At 58.4% G+C, this 14558-nt stretch carries 17 protein-coding genes; 8 read left to right on the plus strand and 9 right to left on the minus strand.

The genetic code is table 11. The annotated features are described in order from the left end of the window. Positions 1-611: 611 nt before the first annotated feature. From HKK52_RS18865 to HKK52_RS18890, 6 genes are all read left to right on the plus strand, one after another. On the plus strand, positions 612-1853 hold the full coding sequence (locus HKK52_RS18865; RefSeq protein ID WP_169372076.1) for an ATP-grasp domain-containing protein: 1242 nt from the start codon (positions 612-614) through the stop codon (positions 1851-1853). A gap of 88 nt (positions 1854-1941) precedes the next feature. After that, positions 1942-2976 carry an AbrB family transcriptional regulator gene (locus tag HKK52_RS18870; RefSeq protein ID WP_169372077.1) on the plus strand — a complete coding sequence of 345 codons (1035 nt, stop codon included), beginning with the start codon at positions 1942-1944 and terminating at the stop codon, positions 2974-2976. A 37-nt stretch (positions 2977-3013) separates the two neighbouring features. Beyond that, positions 3014-4027, plus strand: coding sequence for a 4-hydroxy-2-oxovalerate aldolase (dmpG, locus tag HKK52_RS18875; protein ID WP_169372078.1), 1014 nt, complete (start codon positions 3014-3016; stop codon positions 4025-4027). 19 nt (positions 4028-4046) lie between these two features. After that, positions 4047-4919 (plus strand): acetaldehyde dehydrogenase (acetylating), encoded by an 873-nt coding sequence (locus tag HKK52_RS18880; protein ID WP_169372079.1) that lies wholly within the window; start codon positions 4047-4049, stop codon positions 4917-4919. Between the two features lie 23 nt (positions 4920-4942). Further along, entirely contained in the window at positions 4943-6130 is a 1188-nt protein-coding gene (locus tag HKK52_RS18885) for a pyridoxal phosphate-dependent aminotransferase (RefSeq protein ID WP_169372080.1), read from the plus strand. Positions 6131-6270: 140 nt separating this feature from the next. After that, a complete protein-coding gene (locus HKK52_RS18890; RefSeq protein WP_169372081.1) occupies positions 6271-7794 on the plus strand; it encodes an FAD/NAD(P)-binding protein in 1524 nt (507 codons plus the stop codon). A gap of 64 nt (positions 7795-7858) precedes the next feature. Here the strand turns inward: HKK52_RS18890 and HKK52_RS18895 are convergent, their stop codons facing one another. The 4 genes from HKK52_RS18895 to HKK52_RS18910 all read right to left on the minus strand — a co-directional run bounded on the left by HKK52_RS18895 (position 7859) and on the right by HKK52_RS18910 (position 9887). Then, positions 7859-8569, minus strand: a complete 711-nt coding sequence (locus HKK52_RS18895) for an SDR family NAD(P)-dependent oxidoreductase (protein WP_169372082.1) — start codon at positions 8567-8569, stop codon at positions 7859-7861. 43 nt (positions 8570-8612) lie between these two features. After that, positions 8613-9269 (minus strand): DsbA family oxidoreductase, encoded by a 657-nt coding sequence (locus tag HKK52_RS18900; RefSeq protein WP_169372083.1) that lies wholly within the window; start codon positions 9267-9269, stop codon positions 8613-8615. Beyond that, positions 9266-9487: a tautomerase family protein gene (locus HKK52_RS18905; protein ID WP_169372084.1), complete on the minus strand. Its 222-nt coding sequence runs from the start codon at positions 9485-9487 to the stop codon at positions 9266-9268. The genes HKK52_RS18900 and HKK52_RS18905 overlap by 4 nt, the downstream gene beginning before the upstream one ends. Before the next feature lie 232 nt (positions 9488-9719). Continuing rightward, positions 9720-9887, minus strand: a complete 168-nt coding sequence (locus HKK52_RS18910) for a hypothetical protein (RefSeq protein WP_169372085.1) — start codon at positions 9885-9887, stop codon at positions 9720-9722. A 494-nt stretch (positions 9888-10381) separates the two neighbouring features. On the opposite strand from HKK52_RS18910, the gene HKK52_RS18915 reads away from it, so the two are divergent. Then, positions 10382-10666 (plus strand): DUF3077 domain-containing protein, encoded by a 285-nt coding sequence (locus HKK52_RS18915; protein ID WP_123598117.1) that lies wholly within the window; start codon positions 10382-10384, stop codon positions 10664-10666. Positions 10667-10854: 188 nt separating this feature from the next. Here HKK52_RS18915 and HKK52_RS18920 read toward each other — a convergent pair whose 3' ends face one another. Next, positions 10855-11532: an RES family NAD+ phosphorylase gene (locus HKK52_RS18920; RefSeq protein WP_169372086.1), complete on the minus strand. Its 678-nt coding sequence runs from the start codon at positions 11530-11532 to the stop codon at positions 10855-10857. Then, positions 11532-11942 (minus strand): MbcA/ParS/Xre antitoxin family protein, encoded by a 411-nt coding sequence (locus tag HKK52_RS18925; protein WP_149659072.1) that lies wholly within the window; start codon positions 11940-11942, stop codon positions 11532-11534. Before HKK52_RS18925 ends, HKK52_RS18920 begins: the two co-directional genes overlap by 1 nt. Positions 11943-12261: 319 nt before the next feature. Between HKK52_RS18925 and HKK52_RS18930 the strand changes: the two genes are divergently transcribed. After that, positions 12262-13188: a LysR family transcriptional regulator gene (locus tag HKK52_RS18930; RefSeq protein WP_169372087.1), complete on the plus strand. Its 927-nt coding sequence runs from the start codon at positions 12262-12264 to the stop codon at positions 13186-13188. Here the strand turns inward: HKK52_RS18930 and HKK52_RS18935 are convergent. The 3 genes from HKK52_RS18935 to HKK52_RS18945 are packed head-to-tail and all read right to left on the minus strand — an operon-like array spanning position 13105 to position 14551. Next, positions 13105-13422, minus strand: a complete 318-nt coding sequence (locus HKK52_RS18935; protein WP_010464672.1) for an AzlD domain-containing protein — start codon at positions 13420-13422, stop codon at positions 13105-13107. The genes HKK52_RS18930 and HKK52_RS18935 overlap by 84 nt on opposite strands. Next, a complete protein-coding gene (locus HKK52_RS18940) occupies positions 13401-14117 on the minus strand; it encodes an AzlC family ABC transporter permease (RefSeq protein ID WP_169372088.1) in 717 nt (238 codons plus the stop codon). Before HKK52_RS18940 ends, HKK52_RS18935 begins: the two co-directional genes overlap by 22 nt. Then, on the minus strand, positions 14114-14551 hold the full coding sequence (locus HKK52_RS18945) for a GNAT family N-acetyltransferase (protein WP_178117459.1): 438 nt from the start codon (positions 14549-14551) through the stop codon (positions 14114-14116). The genes HKK52_RS18940 and HKK52_RS18945 overlap by 4 nt, the downstream gene beginning before the upstream one ends. Between the last annotated feature and the right edge of the window lie 7 nt (positions 14552-14558).

A 14558-nucleotide genomic window follows, 5' to 3' on the forward strand; every position in this document is an offset into this window, starting at 1 on the left:
CATTTAGAGATAGAATAAAAAACACATATAACAAATATGTTTTTTTACAATGGGTTGTAGCGCTGTTCGACTCCTGGTGCCGCACCACACAAAACAAAGCCCCTGCAGCAATGCAGGGGCTTTGTCGTTTCTGGGCTTCGGAACTCTCTCACGTCAAAACGTGAAAACGTCCACAAAACGTCCACATTCAAATGTTTCGGCAGCCTCGTCGGCGCTCCCCCTTCTTCGACACCCTCAAAAACTCGCCTGACCCACACTGCTTTAGCGGGCTGTGCGCGTGATTGCGCGTCAGCGGTCGAGCCGATACCACGAATAGAACAAACACCGGTGACGGCACCTGCCCTATTGAACAACCAGGTCTCGGGTATCAATAACGACCGAAACGGTATTGGCCTGCGAATAAAGTTTTCATCAGGATGTTTCCAAGCACCGGAGTTGGCATGGATTTGATGTGCCTGGAGGCATTGATGGTTTCCAGGCATCAAGCCTGCGCCACGAACGGATGACGTTCTACTTCAGTAACAGAAAGTACCGTTGCCCTTCCACGTCGAGGGTTTGGATCAATTTTTGTTGGAGCTTTACACGCTATGCCAGATTGCCAGGAAGGCCATATGCAGCTGATCGTTTTTTGCCCGCCCAAAATTCTTCTCCAGCACGACGCCGCGAGTTGGTCTGCCGCGCTTGGCCGCGGTGGCATCCTGTTGAGCTGCACCTCTCGAACCAAAGAGATTGCCGCTCACCTTGGCGACAAGGTCCGCTACCAGCTCTTCGACAACTTCAATGACAACGCGCTCGTCGAGATCGATGCCTATCAGATCGCGCGGGGACTCGAGACGCCTCTATGCGTGGCCTTGGCCGAGGTCGATGTGCTGCGGGTGGCGCGCATCAATGATCGGCTCGGGGTCAGCCAGGGCGCAGAAGGCCGCGCGATGTTGTACCGGGACAAGTTCCTGATGAAGCAACGCGCCAAGGATTGCGGGCTTGCGATCGCCGAAATGGCGTCGATCGGCAACGCCACCGAGGCGGTTCGCTTCAGTGAGCAGTTCGATTTCCCGGTGGTCATCAAGCCTCGAGACGGTCGCGGCTCGAACGGCGTGGAAGTGATCAGGCACATGGCGCAGTTGAGGGAGTGGCTGTCCGAGCGCACTTCCAGCACGTTCCACAACCTGATGATCGAAAAGTTTGTGCACGGCAGCCATTACATCGTCAACGGGCTCTACATCGATGGACAGCCGATCCTGATTTCCCCGGTGCGCGTCATGACCTCGGCCCTGGACTTCCTCGGCGGGAAATCCCATGACCTGCACATGCTCAACTCCGACAATCCGATGTGTGATCGGCTGGTCCGTTATTCGCGGTTGCTCGTCGAGGATGTGCTGCCGTCCGAGCCGACCATGTTGTTTCACCTTGAGCTTTTCGTGGCCGAAGATGGCGAGATCATTCTCTGCGAAATTGCCTCTCGGTTGGGTGGGGTTTTCTTCAATCAGGAACTCACTCATGCCTGGGGCATTGATCCGCGGATGACCCTGCTGCATGCGCTCCGTGATCCGCTCTATCGCCCCGAACCACTGGCCGCACCGCTGCGGATGGTCGGACATATCAGCATTCCCCCACGCGTCGGCCTCCTGCGCGACGTACCGGAAAACTGCCCGCTCGACGGTGTCCTGGAATACCGCATTTCAGCCAAGAAGATGACGGCCTATGGCGGTATGGAATTCACCAACTCCGAGATCCTGAACGCCATTGTGGCGGGGCGGGATGAGGCTGAGTTGCGGGAGAAGCTTCAACAGGTCGAGAGCTGGTTCCATGAGCGTTGCGACTGGGCCGGCAGCGAAATCGCGCAAGCGGTCTAGACCGGCACCTCGCATCCTTTCCAAATAAATGCGCTGACCTTCCTGGACTGGATGGAATTGTCACGCCTTCAGATAAGTTGGAAATTCAATGAAGACTCTGTTTGAAAGCCTTATCCCCATTCCCGTGGCGGCCTTCGGGGCGTGGATCGGCTACATGACCGGGCTTCCGCTCGGCGAGTTGATCGGTGCGATCTGCGTGGTCACGGCGCTGAGCAAAATGGGCGTGCCGATGCGGATGCCCTACCCGTTCGTGGCAACCGTCCAGCTTCTGCTCGGGGTCAGCGTCGGTTCCATCGTCACCGCTTCGATGATGCGTGAATTGACCGACTTCAGCATTCTGGTCGGGCTTCTCATCTGCATGACCACGCAGATCTTCGTCGGCTACAACTGGTTACGACGCATGGAGAAATGGGGCCATATCGAGAGCCTGCTGGGTTCTATTCCGGGCGCGATGGCCGCTGTCATGACCGTCTCCGGGGAGGACGGCCCCGCCTCTGGACGCATCGCGTTCGTGCACATTATTCGTTTGCTCGCGCTGCTGCTGGTCGTGACGATCATCGCCGGCGGACATGCCGAAAGCGCGGCGCCAGTCCTGGGCTCCTTTGATAACTACCTTGGTGTTATCCCGCCTGCGATCGCGGCTGTCGCCCTTGGCTATCTGCTGGAGCGCTTTGACGTTCCCGCGCCTTACATGTTGACCGGCCTGATTTGCACCGCCGCGGTCAATGTCGGCTTTCCTCAAGCCAATCTGCACGTTCCCGATCCCTTCGCGATCGTCGCGCTGATTCTGCTGGGCGGCCTGATCGGTATTCGCCTCAAGGACATTACCTTCAAGGATTTCGTGCGCTACATCCGCGCAGGCCTGGTGGTCACTGCCCTGACGTTCTGCACGACGCTGTTGGTCGCCTTTGCCTTCAGCAAGCTGACCGGCAAGCCCTTCCTCGCCCTGTTCATGTCCTGGGTTCCCGGTGGTGTCGAGGTCATGACGGCAGCGGCGCTGCTGCTGAAACTTGATCCGGCCTTCGTGATGCTCAATCACGTCGTACGGATGTCGATCATCCATATTTCGCCCGTGTTCCTTCCCAAGCGGCTGTTGCAGGAAAACCCTCAGCCTGAACAGTGATTGCCTCTCCACTTCGAATGATAAGGACTTGATCTCGATGACTCATGCCATTGCAATTCACGATCCCACGCTGCGCGACGGAAATCATGCGGTCTCCCATTCCCTGAGCCTGGAGGACATTGCCTCCTACTGCCGAGCCGTGGACGGATGCGGGCTCAGCGTTGTGGAAGTGGGCCACGGCAACGGCCTGGGGGCCTCTTCTCTGCAACTCGGCATCGCGCGGCACAAGGATGCGGAGATGCTCGAAACGGCACGGGCCAACCTGATTCACTCCAAACTCGGGGTCCATCTGATCCCCGGATTTGCGCGGTTGAGCGACATCGATATGGCACTGCAGATCGGGGTCGACGTGCTGCGCATCGCGTCCCATTGCACCGAGGCCAGCCTGACCGAAAGCTATATCGAGCATGCACGTGCCAAAGGCGCCTACGTACAGGGTGTCCTGATGATGACCCACATGGCCAGCCCGGAGAAACTGCTCGAAGAGGCACTCAAGCAGCAGGCCTACGGCGCGAACGCCTTGGTCTTGATGGATTCCGCGGGGCACTTCGACCCTGACAGCACCCGGGAAAAGATCGGCCTGCTGGTCCGGGAGCTCGCCATTCCCGTGGGCTTCCATGGCCACAACAACCTTGGCCTGGCGATTGCCAACTCGCTGGCTGCCGCCCAGGCCGGTGCGACGATCATTGACGGATGCATGCGCGGGTTCGGCGCGGGAGCCGGCAATACCCAGCTGGAGGTTTTGTGCGCGGTGCTCGAGCGCTACACATTCGAGACCGGAGTGAAGGTCTTTGATCTTTGCCGGGCCGTCGAGAGTCTCGAAGACTTCGCGCCCGTCAAAACCCCCACGATTGTGAAGACCGCCAATCTGATCAGCGGCCTCTATGGCGTCTGCAGCGGGTTCGAGAAGCACGTGACCCGCGCGGCGTCCGAGTTTCGTGTCGAGCCTCGAAAAATCTACGAAGAGCTTGCGCGATGCAATGCAGTGGCGGGCCAAGAGGACCTGATCATCTCGGTGGCAAGCCGCCTTTCTCAACCCGCCGTCGCCTGACTCTGGAGCTAAAATGTCTTTGAAAACTGCCATTATCGGAAGTGGCAATATTGGTTGCGATGTACTTTGCAAGGTGCTCGCCCACCCGGACCTGGATTGCACGCTGGTTGCCGGTCGCTCGATGGCGTCATCCGGCCTCGCTTTTGCGCGCGAGCGCGGGGTCGCGACGACCGCGAACGGCGTCGACGGTCTGTTCGAACACCTCAACGAATTCGATCTTGTTTTTGATGCCACCTCGGCGGCAGACCATGAAGCCCATGCGTCCCGCCTGATCGAAGCCGGAAAAACAATCATCAACCTGACCCCGGCGGCCCTCGGCGCGTTGTGCGTTCCCTCCCTCAATGGAATGGAGCTGACAGGGGCCAGCAATATCAACATGATCACCTGTGGCGGCCAGGCGTCCATCCCGCTCGCGGCGGCCATCGCCCGGGCCAATCCGCGTGTGCGCTATATCGAAGTCGTGTCCTCGATCAGTGCCGAAAGCGCCGGCCCGGCCACTCGGCGTAACCTGAGCAACTACATCTCCACGACTGAAAATGCGCTGATCCATTTCACCGGGTGCAAGGACGTCAAGGCGATCCTGAACGTCAATCCCGCCAAACCCAACGTCTACATGCAGACCGCGGTTTCGGCGCTGATCGACGACGTCGATCTGGCCGCGACTCGACGCGAAGTCGAGCGTGCCGTGGCCCAGGTTCAATCGGCCGTGCCGGGGTATGAGGTGATCGTCGACCTCCATTACAGCGAAGGCCGCTTGTTCACCATGGTGCGGGTCGAAGGCGCGGGGCATTTCCTCGATCCAAGCGCGGGCAACCTCGACATCATCACGGCGACGGCAACGTACATGGCTGCGCTCATGGCTCGAGGCCGCCAGGCCGAGCGCGCCGCCTGACTCAGCGTAAAGGAGACATTGCCATGCCTACTCTTTCGCCAGATCTCGAATTTGCGCGGTTTTGCCCTATTCTCGGTGTCGCCCAAAAGGTCAGGGAAGCGCCGCGGCCGGTCATCGATCTCGGCGTCGGCGTGCCGGGCTTCCTGCCCGCCCCTCATATCGTCGAGGCCGCTGTCAGGGCGGCCAACGAAGACACCGGCGGATATGGCTCGAGCCGCGGCGACGAGGCGCTGCTGTCGGCGTATCTGGGCTATCTGCATGACTTGGGTTTTACCCAGTATTCCAGGCAGAACCTGGTGGCCGGCCTCGGCGCCAAGCACCTTCTGTTCAGCGTGCTGCGAGCGATCATTCGCCCCGGCGACGAGATCCTTGTTTCCACCCCTTGCTGGCCGACCTATTTCGACATCGCCGACCTGGTCGGAGCCGGTGTCGTCAACGTCAGTTGCTCGGCGCAAACCGATTTCAAGATGACGGCGCAAGCCCTTGAAAGCGCGCTTTGCGACAAGGTGCGGGTGGTCATGCTGAACTCGCCTGGCAACCCTACCGGGGCCGTCTATACCGCGGCCGAACTCGCGTCTCTGGCGCAGGTGTTGCGCAAAAAGGATGTGTGGATCATCTCGGATGATGTCTATCAGCGTTTCGTCTACGGCATGGAGAGTTGCCCCAGCCTCCTGTCGGTGGCGCCAGACTTGAGCGACCGCATCATCAAGATCGACAGCGTATCCAAGCTCTATGGGATGCCGGGCTGGCGAGTTGGCCTGCTGGCGGCCGATCCACGGATTGCCGATGCGGTCACCACGCTCAATTCCAATTCGATCTCGAACATTCCACCCATCGCAGCGGCAGCGGCAGCGGCGGCCTTCGGTGGCGACCAGACGTTTTCCCACGCGGCACGGGACCGTTTGCTCGCGCAACGCCAATCGTTGCTCGCCGACTTGCAGGGCGCCGCGCACCTGAGGTTTTGCGAACCCTCGGGGGCGTTTTATCTGTTTATGGATATCAGCCAAACCCTCGGCAAATCCTACCGGGGCCGATTGATTGCGGATGACGAAGCGTTCTGCTCCGTGCTGCTGGAGGAATACGGCGTGGCGCTGATCCCCGGCAGCTTTTTTGGCGCGCCCGGCCACGCGAGATTGTCGTATTCCGGCAATGCCGGGCAGGTCAAGTCCGGCGTCGTGCGCTTGAAAGAGTTCCTGGCAGCCCTGTCGTGACTGTCGGTGAAGTTCGTGCGTTGCGGGTGACCGCGAGCAGCTCAGCGTTTCATTGGGAAAGGGTGGTGGCGCGCCGCCGCCCCTCTCCTGCCAAGCCGAAGCGAACGTAGGGAAGCGGTTTTATATAAGGAAATACCTTGATGAAAAATGCCTTTGCAATCGTCGGCTGCGGCGCGACGGCCATTGCCTTCCTGCAGCGTCACCTCGATCGCGTCGCGGCTTGTGTCGCTCCGGCCGGAACCATTTATCTCTTCGAAAAACGCGATGACTTCGGACGCGGTGCGGCCTATGAGGATGATCTCGAAAGCAACATCCTCAACACCAAGACCAGCCTGATTACGCCCTACCCCCATCTCCCAGGTCATTTCCAGGGCTGGCTCGAAAAACATCCAGCCGCGTGGCGGCGTGCGTTCCCCGCCTTTAACCCGCTACCGGACAGCTATGCGCCGCGGGCGTTGTTCGGCGTTTACTTGCAGGATCAGCTCAAGAAAATCGTGCTGCGCGGCGCCTCCCTAGGCTGTCAGTTAGTGCTGATGAATGCAGAGGTCTGTGCGATCGACCTGATCGATAGCGCGGAGACCGTGCGCACGCGTTGCGGGTTGAGCATCCGCACCGAAAAGGTCTTCCTGTTCTGTGGCGCCCTGAGCAAGAAAACCGATCCCGGCCAGCAGGACGAGCGCTCGCTGGATACGCCTTATCCGGTTTCGCGCCTTCTCGAAAAGATTTCCCCGGATGAACGCGTGGCGGTGATCGGCGCGCGATTGAGCGCTATCGATACCGTGATCGCGCTCATCGAAGGCGGGCATCGCGGTGTGATTCGCATGCATTCGCGCAGTGGCTATTTCCCTGTGGCTCGCGGCACCCAGGAACGTGTCGAACTCAAGCACCTGACCCAGGAAGGCATCCGCGCGCTCGTCGCGCAAAATGGGCCCTTGCAGATCAGCGACCTGGTCGCGCTGTTTCGCAAGGAACTGGCCGCTCAGGACCCGACCTCGGCAAGCGTCGTGATCCCCTTGCCAGCCCCTCCGACCGACGTCATCAGCTTCATCGAAAACGAGATCACGCTCTCGCAATCGCCACGTATCTGGCAAGCCATCCTCTACGCGACCAACGGCTTCATTGAGTACCTTTGGCAGTCGCTGGACGACACCGCGCAAGCCAGGTTCATGAGCGAGTATTTCAGCTTCTTCATGGCCTACCGCGTCTCGATCCCGGTGGAAAACGCGCGCAAGATCCTCAGTTACCTTCGCAGTGGCCAGCTCGAATTCGTAGCCGGCTCATTCGCCGCGCCCGCGCCAGATGATTCACAGGGACTGGCCATTCGGGGGATTGGCTGGGCGTATGTTTATAACCGCGTGATCTACGCGATCGGCTTCCCGCGGGACGCCAACTTGCTGGAGTCGACGTTGCTGGCCTCGCTCCTGAAGAACGGCACGGCAACCTGTCATCCGATGGGCGGAATCTGCATCGACCCGGACACTTATCGCATTCAGGGCAGGATGGGCTCGGCACGGCATATTTATGCGGTCGGTGAACTCACCGTTGGCCAGCTGTTCTTCACCTCGGCGCTCGAAATCAACGGGCGACACGCCTTCCGCTGCGCGGACGCGATGGAATGGATAGAAGGAACCCAAAGGGTTGAACGCGTGGAAGAGCATGTTTGAACACAACAAAGCCCTCGCAGAAATGCGAGGGCTTTGGCGTTTAAGCGGCGAGTGAAACCAGGTCTCAGTGACCCGCGCTCTGCCCACCATCGACGTGCAGAATCTCGCCAGTGACAAAGTTTGCAGTGTCGAGATAGACGATCGCCTGGGTGATGTCGTGGACTTCACCCATGTGCCCGACCGGGTGCAGTGCGCCCAGGGCCGCGTGGGTTTCTTCACTGTGCATCGGCGTCTTGATGATGCCAGGGCTCACCGCATTCACTCGAATCCCACGCTTGGCGTACTCAATGGCCAAGGACTTGGTCGCCGCGTTCAAGCCACCCTTGGTCAGCGACGCCAGTACCGATGGCACACCGTCAATTGCGTGATCCACCAGGCTGGTGGTGATGTTGACGACGTGACCGCTGCCCTGTTTTTCCATCTCGGTAATCGCGAGTTGGGTAATGTAGAAGAAGCCATTCAAGTTCACCGACAGCACCGCGGCGTAGTCTTCTTCGGTGTAAGCGGTAAACGGTTTGGCGACGAAGATCCCGGCGTTATTGACCAGAGTATCGACACGACCAAAGCGCTCAATCGCCTCGCGAATCACTTGCCGGGCTACTGCCGGATCGCCGATGTCGCCCGCCACCGTGTGGATGTCCGGATCGGTGGACGGTTTGATCGAACGCGAAGTGGCGACCACCTTGTAATCCAGATCACGAAACGCCTTGACCATGCCGGCGCCGAGACCTTGGGAAGCGCCCGTGATAACGATGACTTTTTTCGAGTTGCTCATGATGAACCTCAACTAATAAATGATGGTTTGAAAAAGTGATGAATCAGGCTTCAACAGGCGCCTGCGCCATTTGCCGCAACATCTGTTCGTAGTACTCGACCGACTGCGAACCGGACACCAGGTGACGGCCGTTCAGCACCATGGCCGGGACCGAATTGATGCCGCGCTCGCGATAAAACTCCTCAAGATCACGCACTTCCGTGGCGAACGCTCCGGATGCCAGAACCTCACGGGCAGACCCCGCATCCAGCCCCACTTCTGCCGCCAGTCGAACCAGCGTCTCGCGATCACTCAGGTTCTGGCCGTCAGTGAAATAGCCACGCAGCAAAGCTTTCTTCAGTGCGACCTGCCGCCCTTCCCGCAATGCCCACGTCAGCAATCGGTGCGCATCAAAGGTGTTGTAGAAGTGGCTGCGCTTCTCCAGATCGAAGGTGAAACCGAGGGCCTCGCCGCGAGCGATTTGCGTCGCTTTACCGGCGGCGACGTCTTCGGCGGTGCGTCCATATTTGCGCATCAAATGCTCGACCGCTTTCTCGCCGACTGCCGGCATGTCCGGGTTCAACTCGAAAGGCTTGTAAGTCAACTCGACCGACACCTCACCGGCCACGTTCTCGATCGCCTGCTCCAACGCCGTCGCACCCAACGCACACCACGGGCACACCACGTCGGAGATGAAATCGATAGCGACAGTCGCGGTCATGACTTGCCCTCCGCGTCAGCCAGCTGCTTGCGGTACTGGGTGGTGGAGATGCCGGCGTAACCCCAGTTATCGGTGTCGACTTCTTCGATCACGATGTGGGTCAGGTGCGGATCCTTTTTGAGGACGCGCTGCAGGGTTTCAGTGATTTCGGCGATCACCTGAGCTTTCTGCTCCGAGGTAACGCCATCGCGGGTAATGCGAACGCTGACGAAAGGCATGAGGGAATCTCCAGTGACCTGCCCCGTCGGGATGAGGGGGAGGCGTTGGAGATAAATGTAGGAGGTTGGGTCAGGGGGATAAAGGTGGGGGTGGGTACTTCATTAGTTACTTGGTGTAATGATTACGGCAGCGGCAGGCGCTAAAACTGTTTGCTTCAAAAATGTTGAATCGGCCAATCTCCATTTTTTCGCAATCATTTCCGTTTCATGTAATCCGCCAGGTTACTTGTCGCTATTTCTCAGCTTTTTCGACGCGTTCTGGCGACGTGTCTCTGCGCGATTCGAACCGTTTCTCACTGTTTAAGTCTTCTTTCTCAGCGGCAGGAAGGACTTGTCTCGTTTTCATCTCACGCACAGATTCCAGCAAATCCTTCTGAAACTGATTCAGTTCTACATCCATTGCTGATGCTCCTCGAGCAAATCGACAACCCTATTGGTAGGTCATCCAAATTATCAAAATTATGCCCGGGCAATAATTATTGCTCAGCCATAAAAAACACTAAACCGTTCACCCCACGCCACCACCTCGCCACAATTGCGCATCCTCCCGCCTCAAGCTACCTTCAAGCCGTCGCTGCCAATTCAGCGACCGGGCCTGAGAACCCGGGTAATATGTAGGCGCACGAGCGCCACCAAATCACGATTGTCGGCGTTTTTTTGTGCCTGCATTTCCGTGTTATGGCGGCTGTGCGTGGGAGGCCTTCGGGTCTGCCGGTTTCCTACATTTCCGGTTCTCAGCCTGCGCACAGCTGTCACCCATTCGCCTGAGAACGAACGTGGCAGCTCTCACTTATATGTAGGAGTTTTGCTAATGCTTGCCATCAGTCCGTCCAAAATTTGCGCCACTGCTGCACCGGTCATCACCCACCACCGCCCAAAAACCGGAGGTGCCCAATGACCATCCCTCAAGACCTGAAAACCATCGGCCTCACCCCGTTCTCCTACCACGCCAACGAAGCGCTGTTTCGCATCAACTCCGGTGTCCCGGTGATCGAAGCCCTTTCCCATGCTTCCAACCTGCTCCACGTCGCCAAACTGCTCGCCTCTGACGCTGCCATGGTTCGCGAAACCGACCGGCATGCCTGGGCGTCGTATTATTTGCAGGAAATGAGCAAGGCGATCATCGATGACGTGGTGAAGGTTCTCGACGCACCATGTAACAACCGCCGTCCAACGTAGTCGCGCACGCATAAAAAAGCCCCGAATCAATCGGGGCTTTTTGCGTGCTGGAATCATTAAAAATTTGAGCTCCATGCATAAAATCGATTATCCCTGCATAAAAACGATTACAAAACTGACCTTTTGCTTAAAAACGATTAGAAACCGGCCAAGCAGTCTCAAGATCTAACAATTTTTGCCCCTCCCACTCAAACCTCACTCACCTCAAACACAAACGAAATCCTCCGACTGCTCGCACTCCACACATACCGAATATGCTTCCCCTGCTTCGGAATCGACACCGCCGGCGGTCGAAACGCCGCAACACACTCATGCCCCGGCAACCGAACGCTGTTGTAGAGCAATCCCCATGACAACGTTTCGCGAAGTTGCCGAGCGAACGCCTGGGACGGGCCGTAAGCAGTCGGGTCTGGATCATGAAGCTGCGGATAGTTTTGGCGAATATCATGTAGCGGTTTGACGACCTTGTTGACGTAAGTGCGCATGGTCAACTCAAGGTCTGGCTCATTGGTCGCAGCGAGAAACCGTTCCTGGTGATAGCTCGTCTCGGCGATAGCCGCAGCCTGGCTGCTAGCGGCGTAATAGACGCCAAATGTGCCATCGGTAAAGCGACTGGTTTTGCCGATATGCGTAAACGCAGCCATCACCGGCGTGGAGCCGGGTCCAGAGATTCGATCCTCAGGACGCACCCGGGAGAGCACGCCGGCCTCTTCCATCAATCGGTCGTTGGTGAGTGCTTCGAGGGCGTACGCGGTAGGCAGGTCTTCCGGATCGAGCACATCTTCAAATAACGAGATCGGCGGGAAGCAGCTGTTGACGATCCGATAGGCTCGCGACCATTGCGGATCGGCCAGTTCCGGCGCCATCAACCGCGCACTCCGTCGAGGTAGCGGCGTACGTCAGCGATGTCCACCACGCGGCCGACCAGCATGTAGTCCAAAGCAGTTTGGCCGTTAAACGGCGCGGCGGTGTTCGGGCTGCTGACCCATTTATAGGCGCGCTCGCGGCTATTGCTGAAGATGATGCTCAGCGCTTTGTGGATGCCCATCAGGTAGGAAATGCGTTCCAGGGTGTCGTGGGGCAGACGCACGTTGGGCGGTAGGTGTTTGTACTTGTAGAACGTGGTGTTGCCGACTTTGCCCAGCAGCGTGCGTTGCTGCTCGGCGCTGCAACCCCAACGTTCCATGAGGTTGAAGAAGAACTTGAGCGCAACCCGGCCGGCTTCGGGGGAGTCGAGTTGTTGCTGTGGGCTGAGGGCGGGTGATGAGGTAGGCATGGGATCGCCTCCGTAGCAATGTCTAGAGTCAGACTAGTACAGATACGGATAAATATGTGAATTTAATCCATAAGCGAATAAAGAGCCTTTATTGCACCTAATCGAAAAGACGCACACCTCCCGCGTTTTTTTGATCCCAATCACCCCACCATCACCAAAAACCCCGATCCTGTGTAAGCCTCCAGCCATCGGCTGCGGAATCAATTCGCTACTAAACCCGCGACAACTATGCTCAGGTGCAGGAATATAGCCGGCATAGGTGCAGGATCGGCCGCTAAGTACACAACAATTGCCAGCCCACTTTAGAGGGCATTACCCCATGGATAGCAGAACCTTACGCAACCTCATGCGCATCGTGCAGACCGGCTCGTTGTCGGCGGCGGCAGAGCATTCCTGTTTGACCGTGCAGGCGTTGGCCGCGCAGTTGAACAAGGTCGAAGAGCAGTTTGGTTTTCGCCTGTTTCGACGTTCCAACAAGGGCCTGACCCTGACTGCGCAGGGCACGGAGCTCACGCCGTATATGGACAAGGTCCTGGTGGCGACGCGGCAGATGGAAGAGAAAGTCGCGGCGCTGAAGGTACCCGGCCAGCGCACGCTGAAGGTGGCGTTGAATACCACGCTGTCGGAGGACTTCAACCGGCGCATGATCGGACGCCTGTTTGAGGTGTTTCCTGACCATCAGTTGGAATTCTCCTACGCCGAGTCGATGGAAAATCTGAGCAAGTTGAAGAATGAAGACTTCGACCTGGCCGTTTTGATCGGACCGCAAAAACCGGGGATGCCGAGCATTTTGTTGCCGGACGTACACGTTCAGGTGGTCGGCGCTCACTGTGGTCAGGAAAACGATCCGCTGGTGATGCTGGGCGACAAGTTTCAGGTTCGTCCTGCGGATGATTGTCCGTATTCCCACAGCTTCCTGCGCTTTCTCGACGCCGGCCTCGGCAACTACGAAACCGGCCAACGGATGATTTATTCCTGCAGCGAAACCCTGACCCTGTCGCTGATCCCGCAAATGGACGGCATCGGCATGGTGTCTCGCGACGCCGCACAGCGTAACGGCTTGACCATTTTCCCCGGTTTCGAGGATTTCCTCGAAGTGCGGTTGGCGGTCAATAACCCTGAGTTGTCGGGCCAGGCCTTGAGCGATGTGGTCGACTTGCGCCTACATGAACGAGCCGAGCGCAATGTACGCAGCCGTCCCGACCGCCACACTGAGAAAGAGGTTTTTGCTGAAATACGCACATAACAACGTCGGAATCGCTGCATAGAATTCCGGGCGATCGAGCTGCACATGCTGGTCCTTGATCAACAAGGGCGTAAGGCTGATCGCAGCGACGATCGCCACTGGCAGGTATTCCAACGCCCTTGCAACAAACGGTGGCCAGTGGTCGGTGTTCACCTGCAGCGGCAATGCGCGCGGCAGGAAGGTCACGGCCATCATCAGCACCACGACCAGGATCAGGAACGTTTGGTCAGGCATACACCCACCCCGCAACCCACAAATGTGGCGATAAATACGTTGAATGGCGAGCTGCCGACCAGGCTCAAGGCGCCCATGCAGGCGACTGCGGCCAGTGCGGCGATCAGCTTGTTGCGGGTGTTGCACAGCGACACCAGCACGTAGAGCATCATCGCGGTCAGGGCATAGTCGAGTTGATATTTGATCAAGTGCGACGCGTACTGCGCGCAGATCGCCCCGAGCAATCCACCAAGCACCCACGAGGTGTGGCAAAACAGGTTGAAGCCGATCAGGTAACGCACATTGACCGGCGCGCCGCTGCCCAGTTTCACGCTGTGGAAAGCGAAGGATTCATCGGTCAGTCCGCCGGCATAACACCAACGCTCAAAACGACTTAGCCCCAACGCCCGCAAGGCCTTGGCCATGTAAACCGACATCAGCATGTGCCGCGCGTTGATCAAAAACGTGGTGAGGATAATCGTGGTCAGCGAGGCGCCGCTGGAGATCAGCGCCAACGCGGCGAACTGCGAAGCCCCGGCATACACGAACAGGCACATTGCGACCGGCAACCACACAGGCAACCCCGCGTTGACGGCCATCAAGCCAAACACAAACGACACCGTGAAGTAGCCGGCCACTACCGGACTGGCTTCTGCAAACGTGCGCGAAGGCTGTGGCTCGACCATCAGCGGCTGGCTGCTGGACGTCTCATTCATAGGTCCCTCTCAAAGGTCGTTTCGCCACGCGGCTCGCAAAAACCCTGGGCAGTCCAAAAACGTTTGCCGGCAAGGTTAGCATCGTCGACGAACAGGAACATCCGCAGTACACCCACGCGTTTCATGTCCGCCGAAGCCGCTTCCACCAGGCGCTGGCCCACGCCTTGGGCGCGATAAAGCGGGCTCACCGCCAAGTGGTTGATGGTGCCACGGCTGCCGAGCATACCGCCCAGCACCGCGCCGACCACTTCGCCGCTGAGGTCGAGCGCCAGGTACGCGGTGGTGGTTTTCTGCACCAACACACCGCGCAGGCATTTGGCATCCTGCCAGTCGCAGAACGACACTTCGTCGAACTGCCGAAAGAAGCGCTCCAGGCGCACGGCATCCTTTGCGTTGGCCCGCCACATCATCACTGATGTGGAGGGGCTGTCCATGGGGTCG

It is taken from the genome of Pseudomonas sp. ADAK2 (assembly GCF_012935755.1).
Classification (GTDB): Bacteria; Pseudomonadota; Gammaproteobacteria; order Pseudomonadales; family Pseudomonadaceae; genus Aquipseudomonas.

What these genes read in the sequence shown, in the direction of transcription:
- HKK52_RS18865 (WP_169372076.1), top strand. Translation starts at nt 612, where the DNA reads ATGCAGCTGATCGTTTTTTGCCCGCCCAAAATTCTTCTCCAGCACGAC.
- HKK52_RS18870 (WP_169372077.1), top strand. Translation starts at nt 1,942, where the DNA reads ATGAAGACTCTGTTTGAAAGCCTTATCCCCATTCCCGTGGCGGCCTTC.
- dmpG (WP_169372078.1), top strand. Translation starts at nt 3,014, where the DNA reads ATGACTCATGCCATTGCAATTCACGATCCCACGCTGCGCGACGGAAAT.
- HKK52_RS18885 (WP_169372080.1), top strand. Translation starts at nt 4,943, where the DNA reads ATGCCTACTCTTTCGCCAGATCTCGAATTTGCGCGGTTTTGCCCTATT.
- HKK52_RS18890 (WP_169372081.1), top strand. Translation starts at nt 6,271, where the DNA reads ATGAAAAATGCCTTTGCAATCGTCGGCTGCGGCGCGACGGCCATTGCC.
- HKK52_RS18895 (WP_169372082.1), bottom strand. Translation starts at nt 8,569, where the DNA reads ATGAGCAACTCGAAAAAAGTCATCGTTATCACGGGCGCTTCCCAAGGT.
- HKK52_RS18900 (WP_169372083.1), bottom strand. Translation starts at nt 9,269, where the DNA reads ATGACCGCGACTGTCGCTATCGATTTCATCTCCGACGTGGTGTGCCCG.
- HKK52_RS18905 (WP_169372084.1), bottom strand. Translation starts at nt 9,487, where the DNA reads ATGCCTTTCGTCAGCGTTCGCATTACCCGCGATGGCGTTACCTCGGAG.
- HKK52_RS18910 (WP_169372085.1), bottom strand. Translation starts at nt 9,887, where the DNA reads ATGGATGTAGAACTGAATCAGTTTCAGAAGGATTTGCTGGAATCTGTG.
- HKK52_RS18915 (WP_123598117.1), top strand. Translation starts at nt 10,382, where the DNA reads ATGACCATCCCTCAAGACCTGAAAACCATCGGCCTCACCCCGTTCTCC.
- HKK52_RS18920 (WP_169372086.1), bottom strand. Translation starts at nt 11,532, where the DNA reads ATGGCGCCGGAACTGGCCGATCCGCAATGGTCGCGAGCCTATCGGATC.
- HKK52_RS18925 (WP_149659072.1), bottom strand. Translation starts at nt 11,942, where the DNA reads ATGCCTACCTCATCACCCGCCCTCAGCCCACAGCAACAACTCGACTCC.
- HKK52_RS18930 (WP_169372087.1), top strand. Translation starts at nt 12,262, where the DNA reads ATGGATAGCAGAACCTTACGCAACCTCATGCGCATCGTGCAGACCGGC.
- HKK52_RS18935 (WP_010464672.1), bottom strand. Translation starts at nt 13,422, where the DNA reads ATGCCTGACCAAACGTTCCTGATCCTGGTCGTGGTGCTGATGATGGCC.
- HKK52_RS18940 (WP_169372088.1), bottom strand. Translation starts at nt 14,117, where the DNA reads ATGAATGAGACGTCCAGCAGCCAGCCGCTGATGGTCGAGCCACAGCCT.
- HKK52_RS18945 (WP_178117459.1), bottom strand. Translation starts at nt 14,551, where the DNA reads ATGGACAGCCCCTCCACATCAGTGATGATGTGGCGGGCCAACGCAAAG.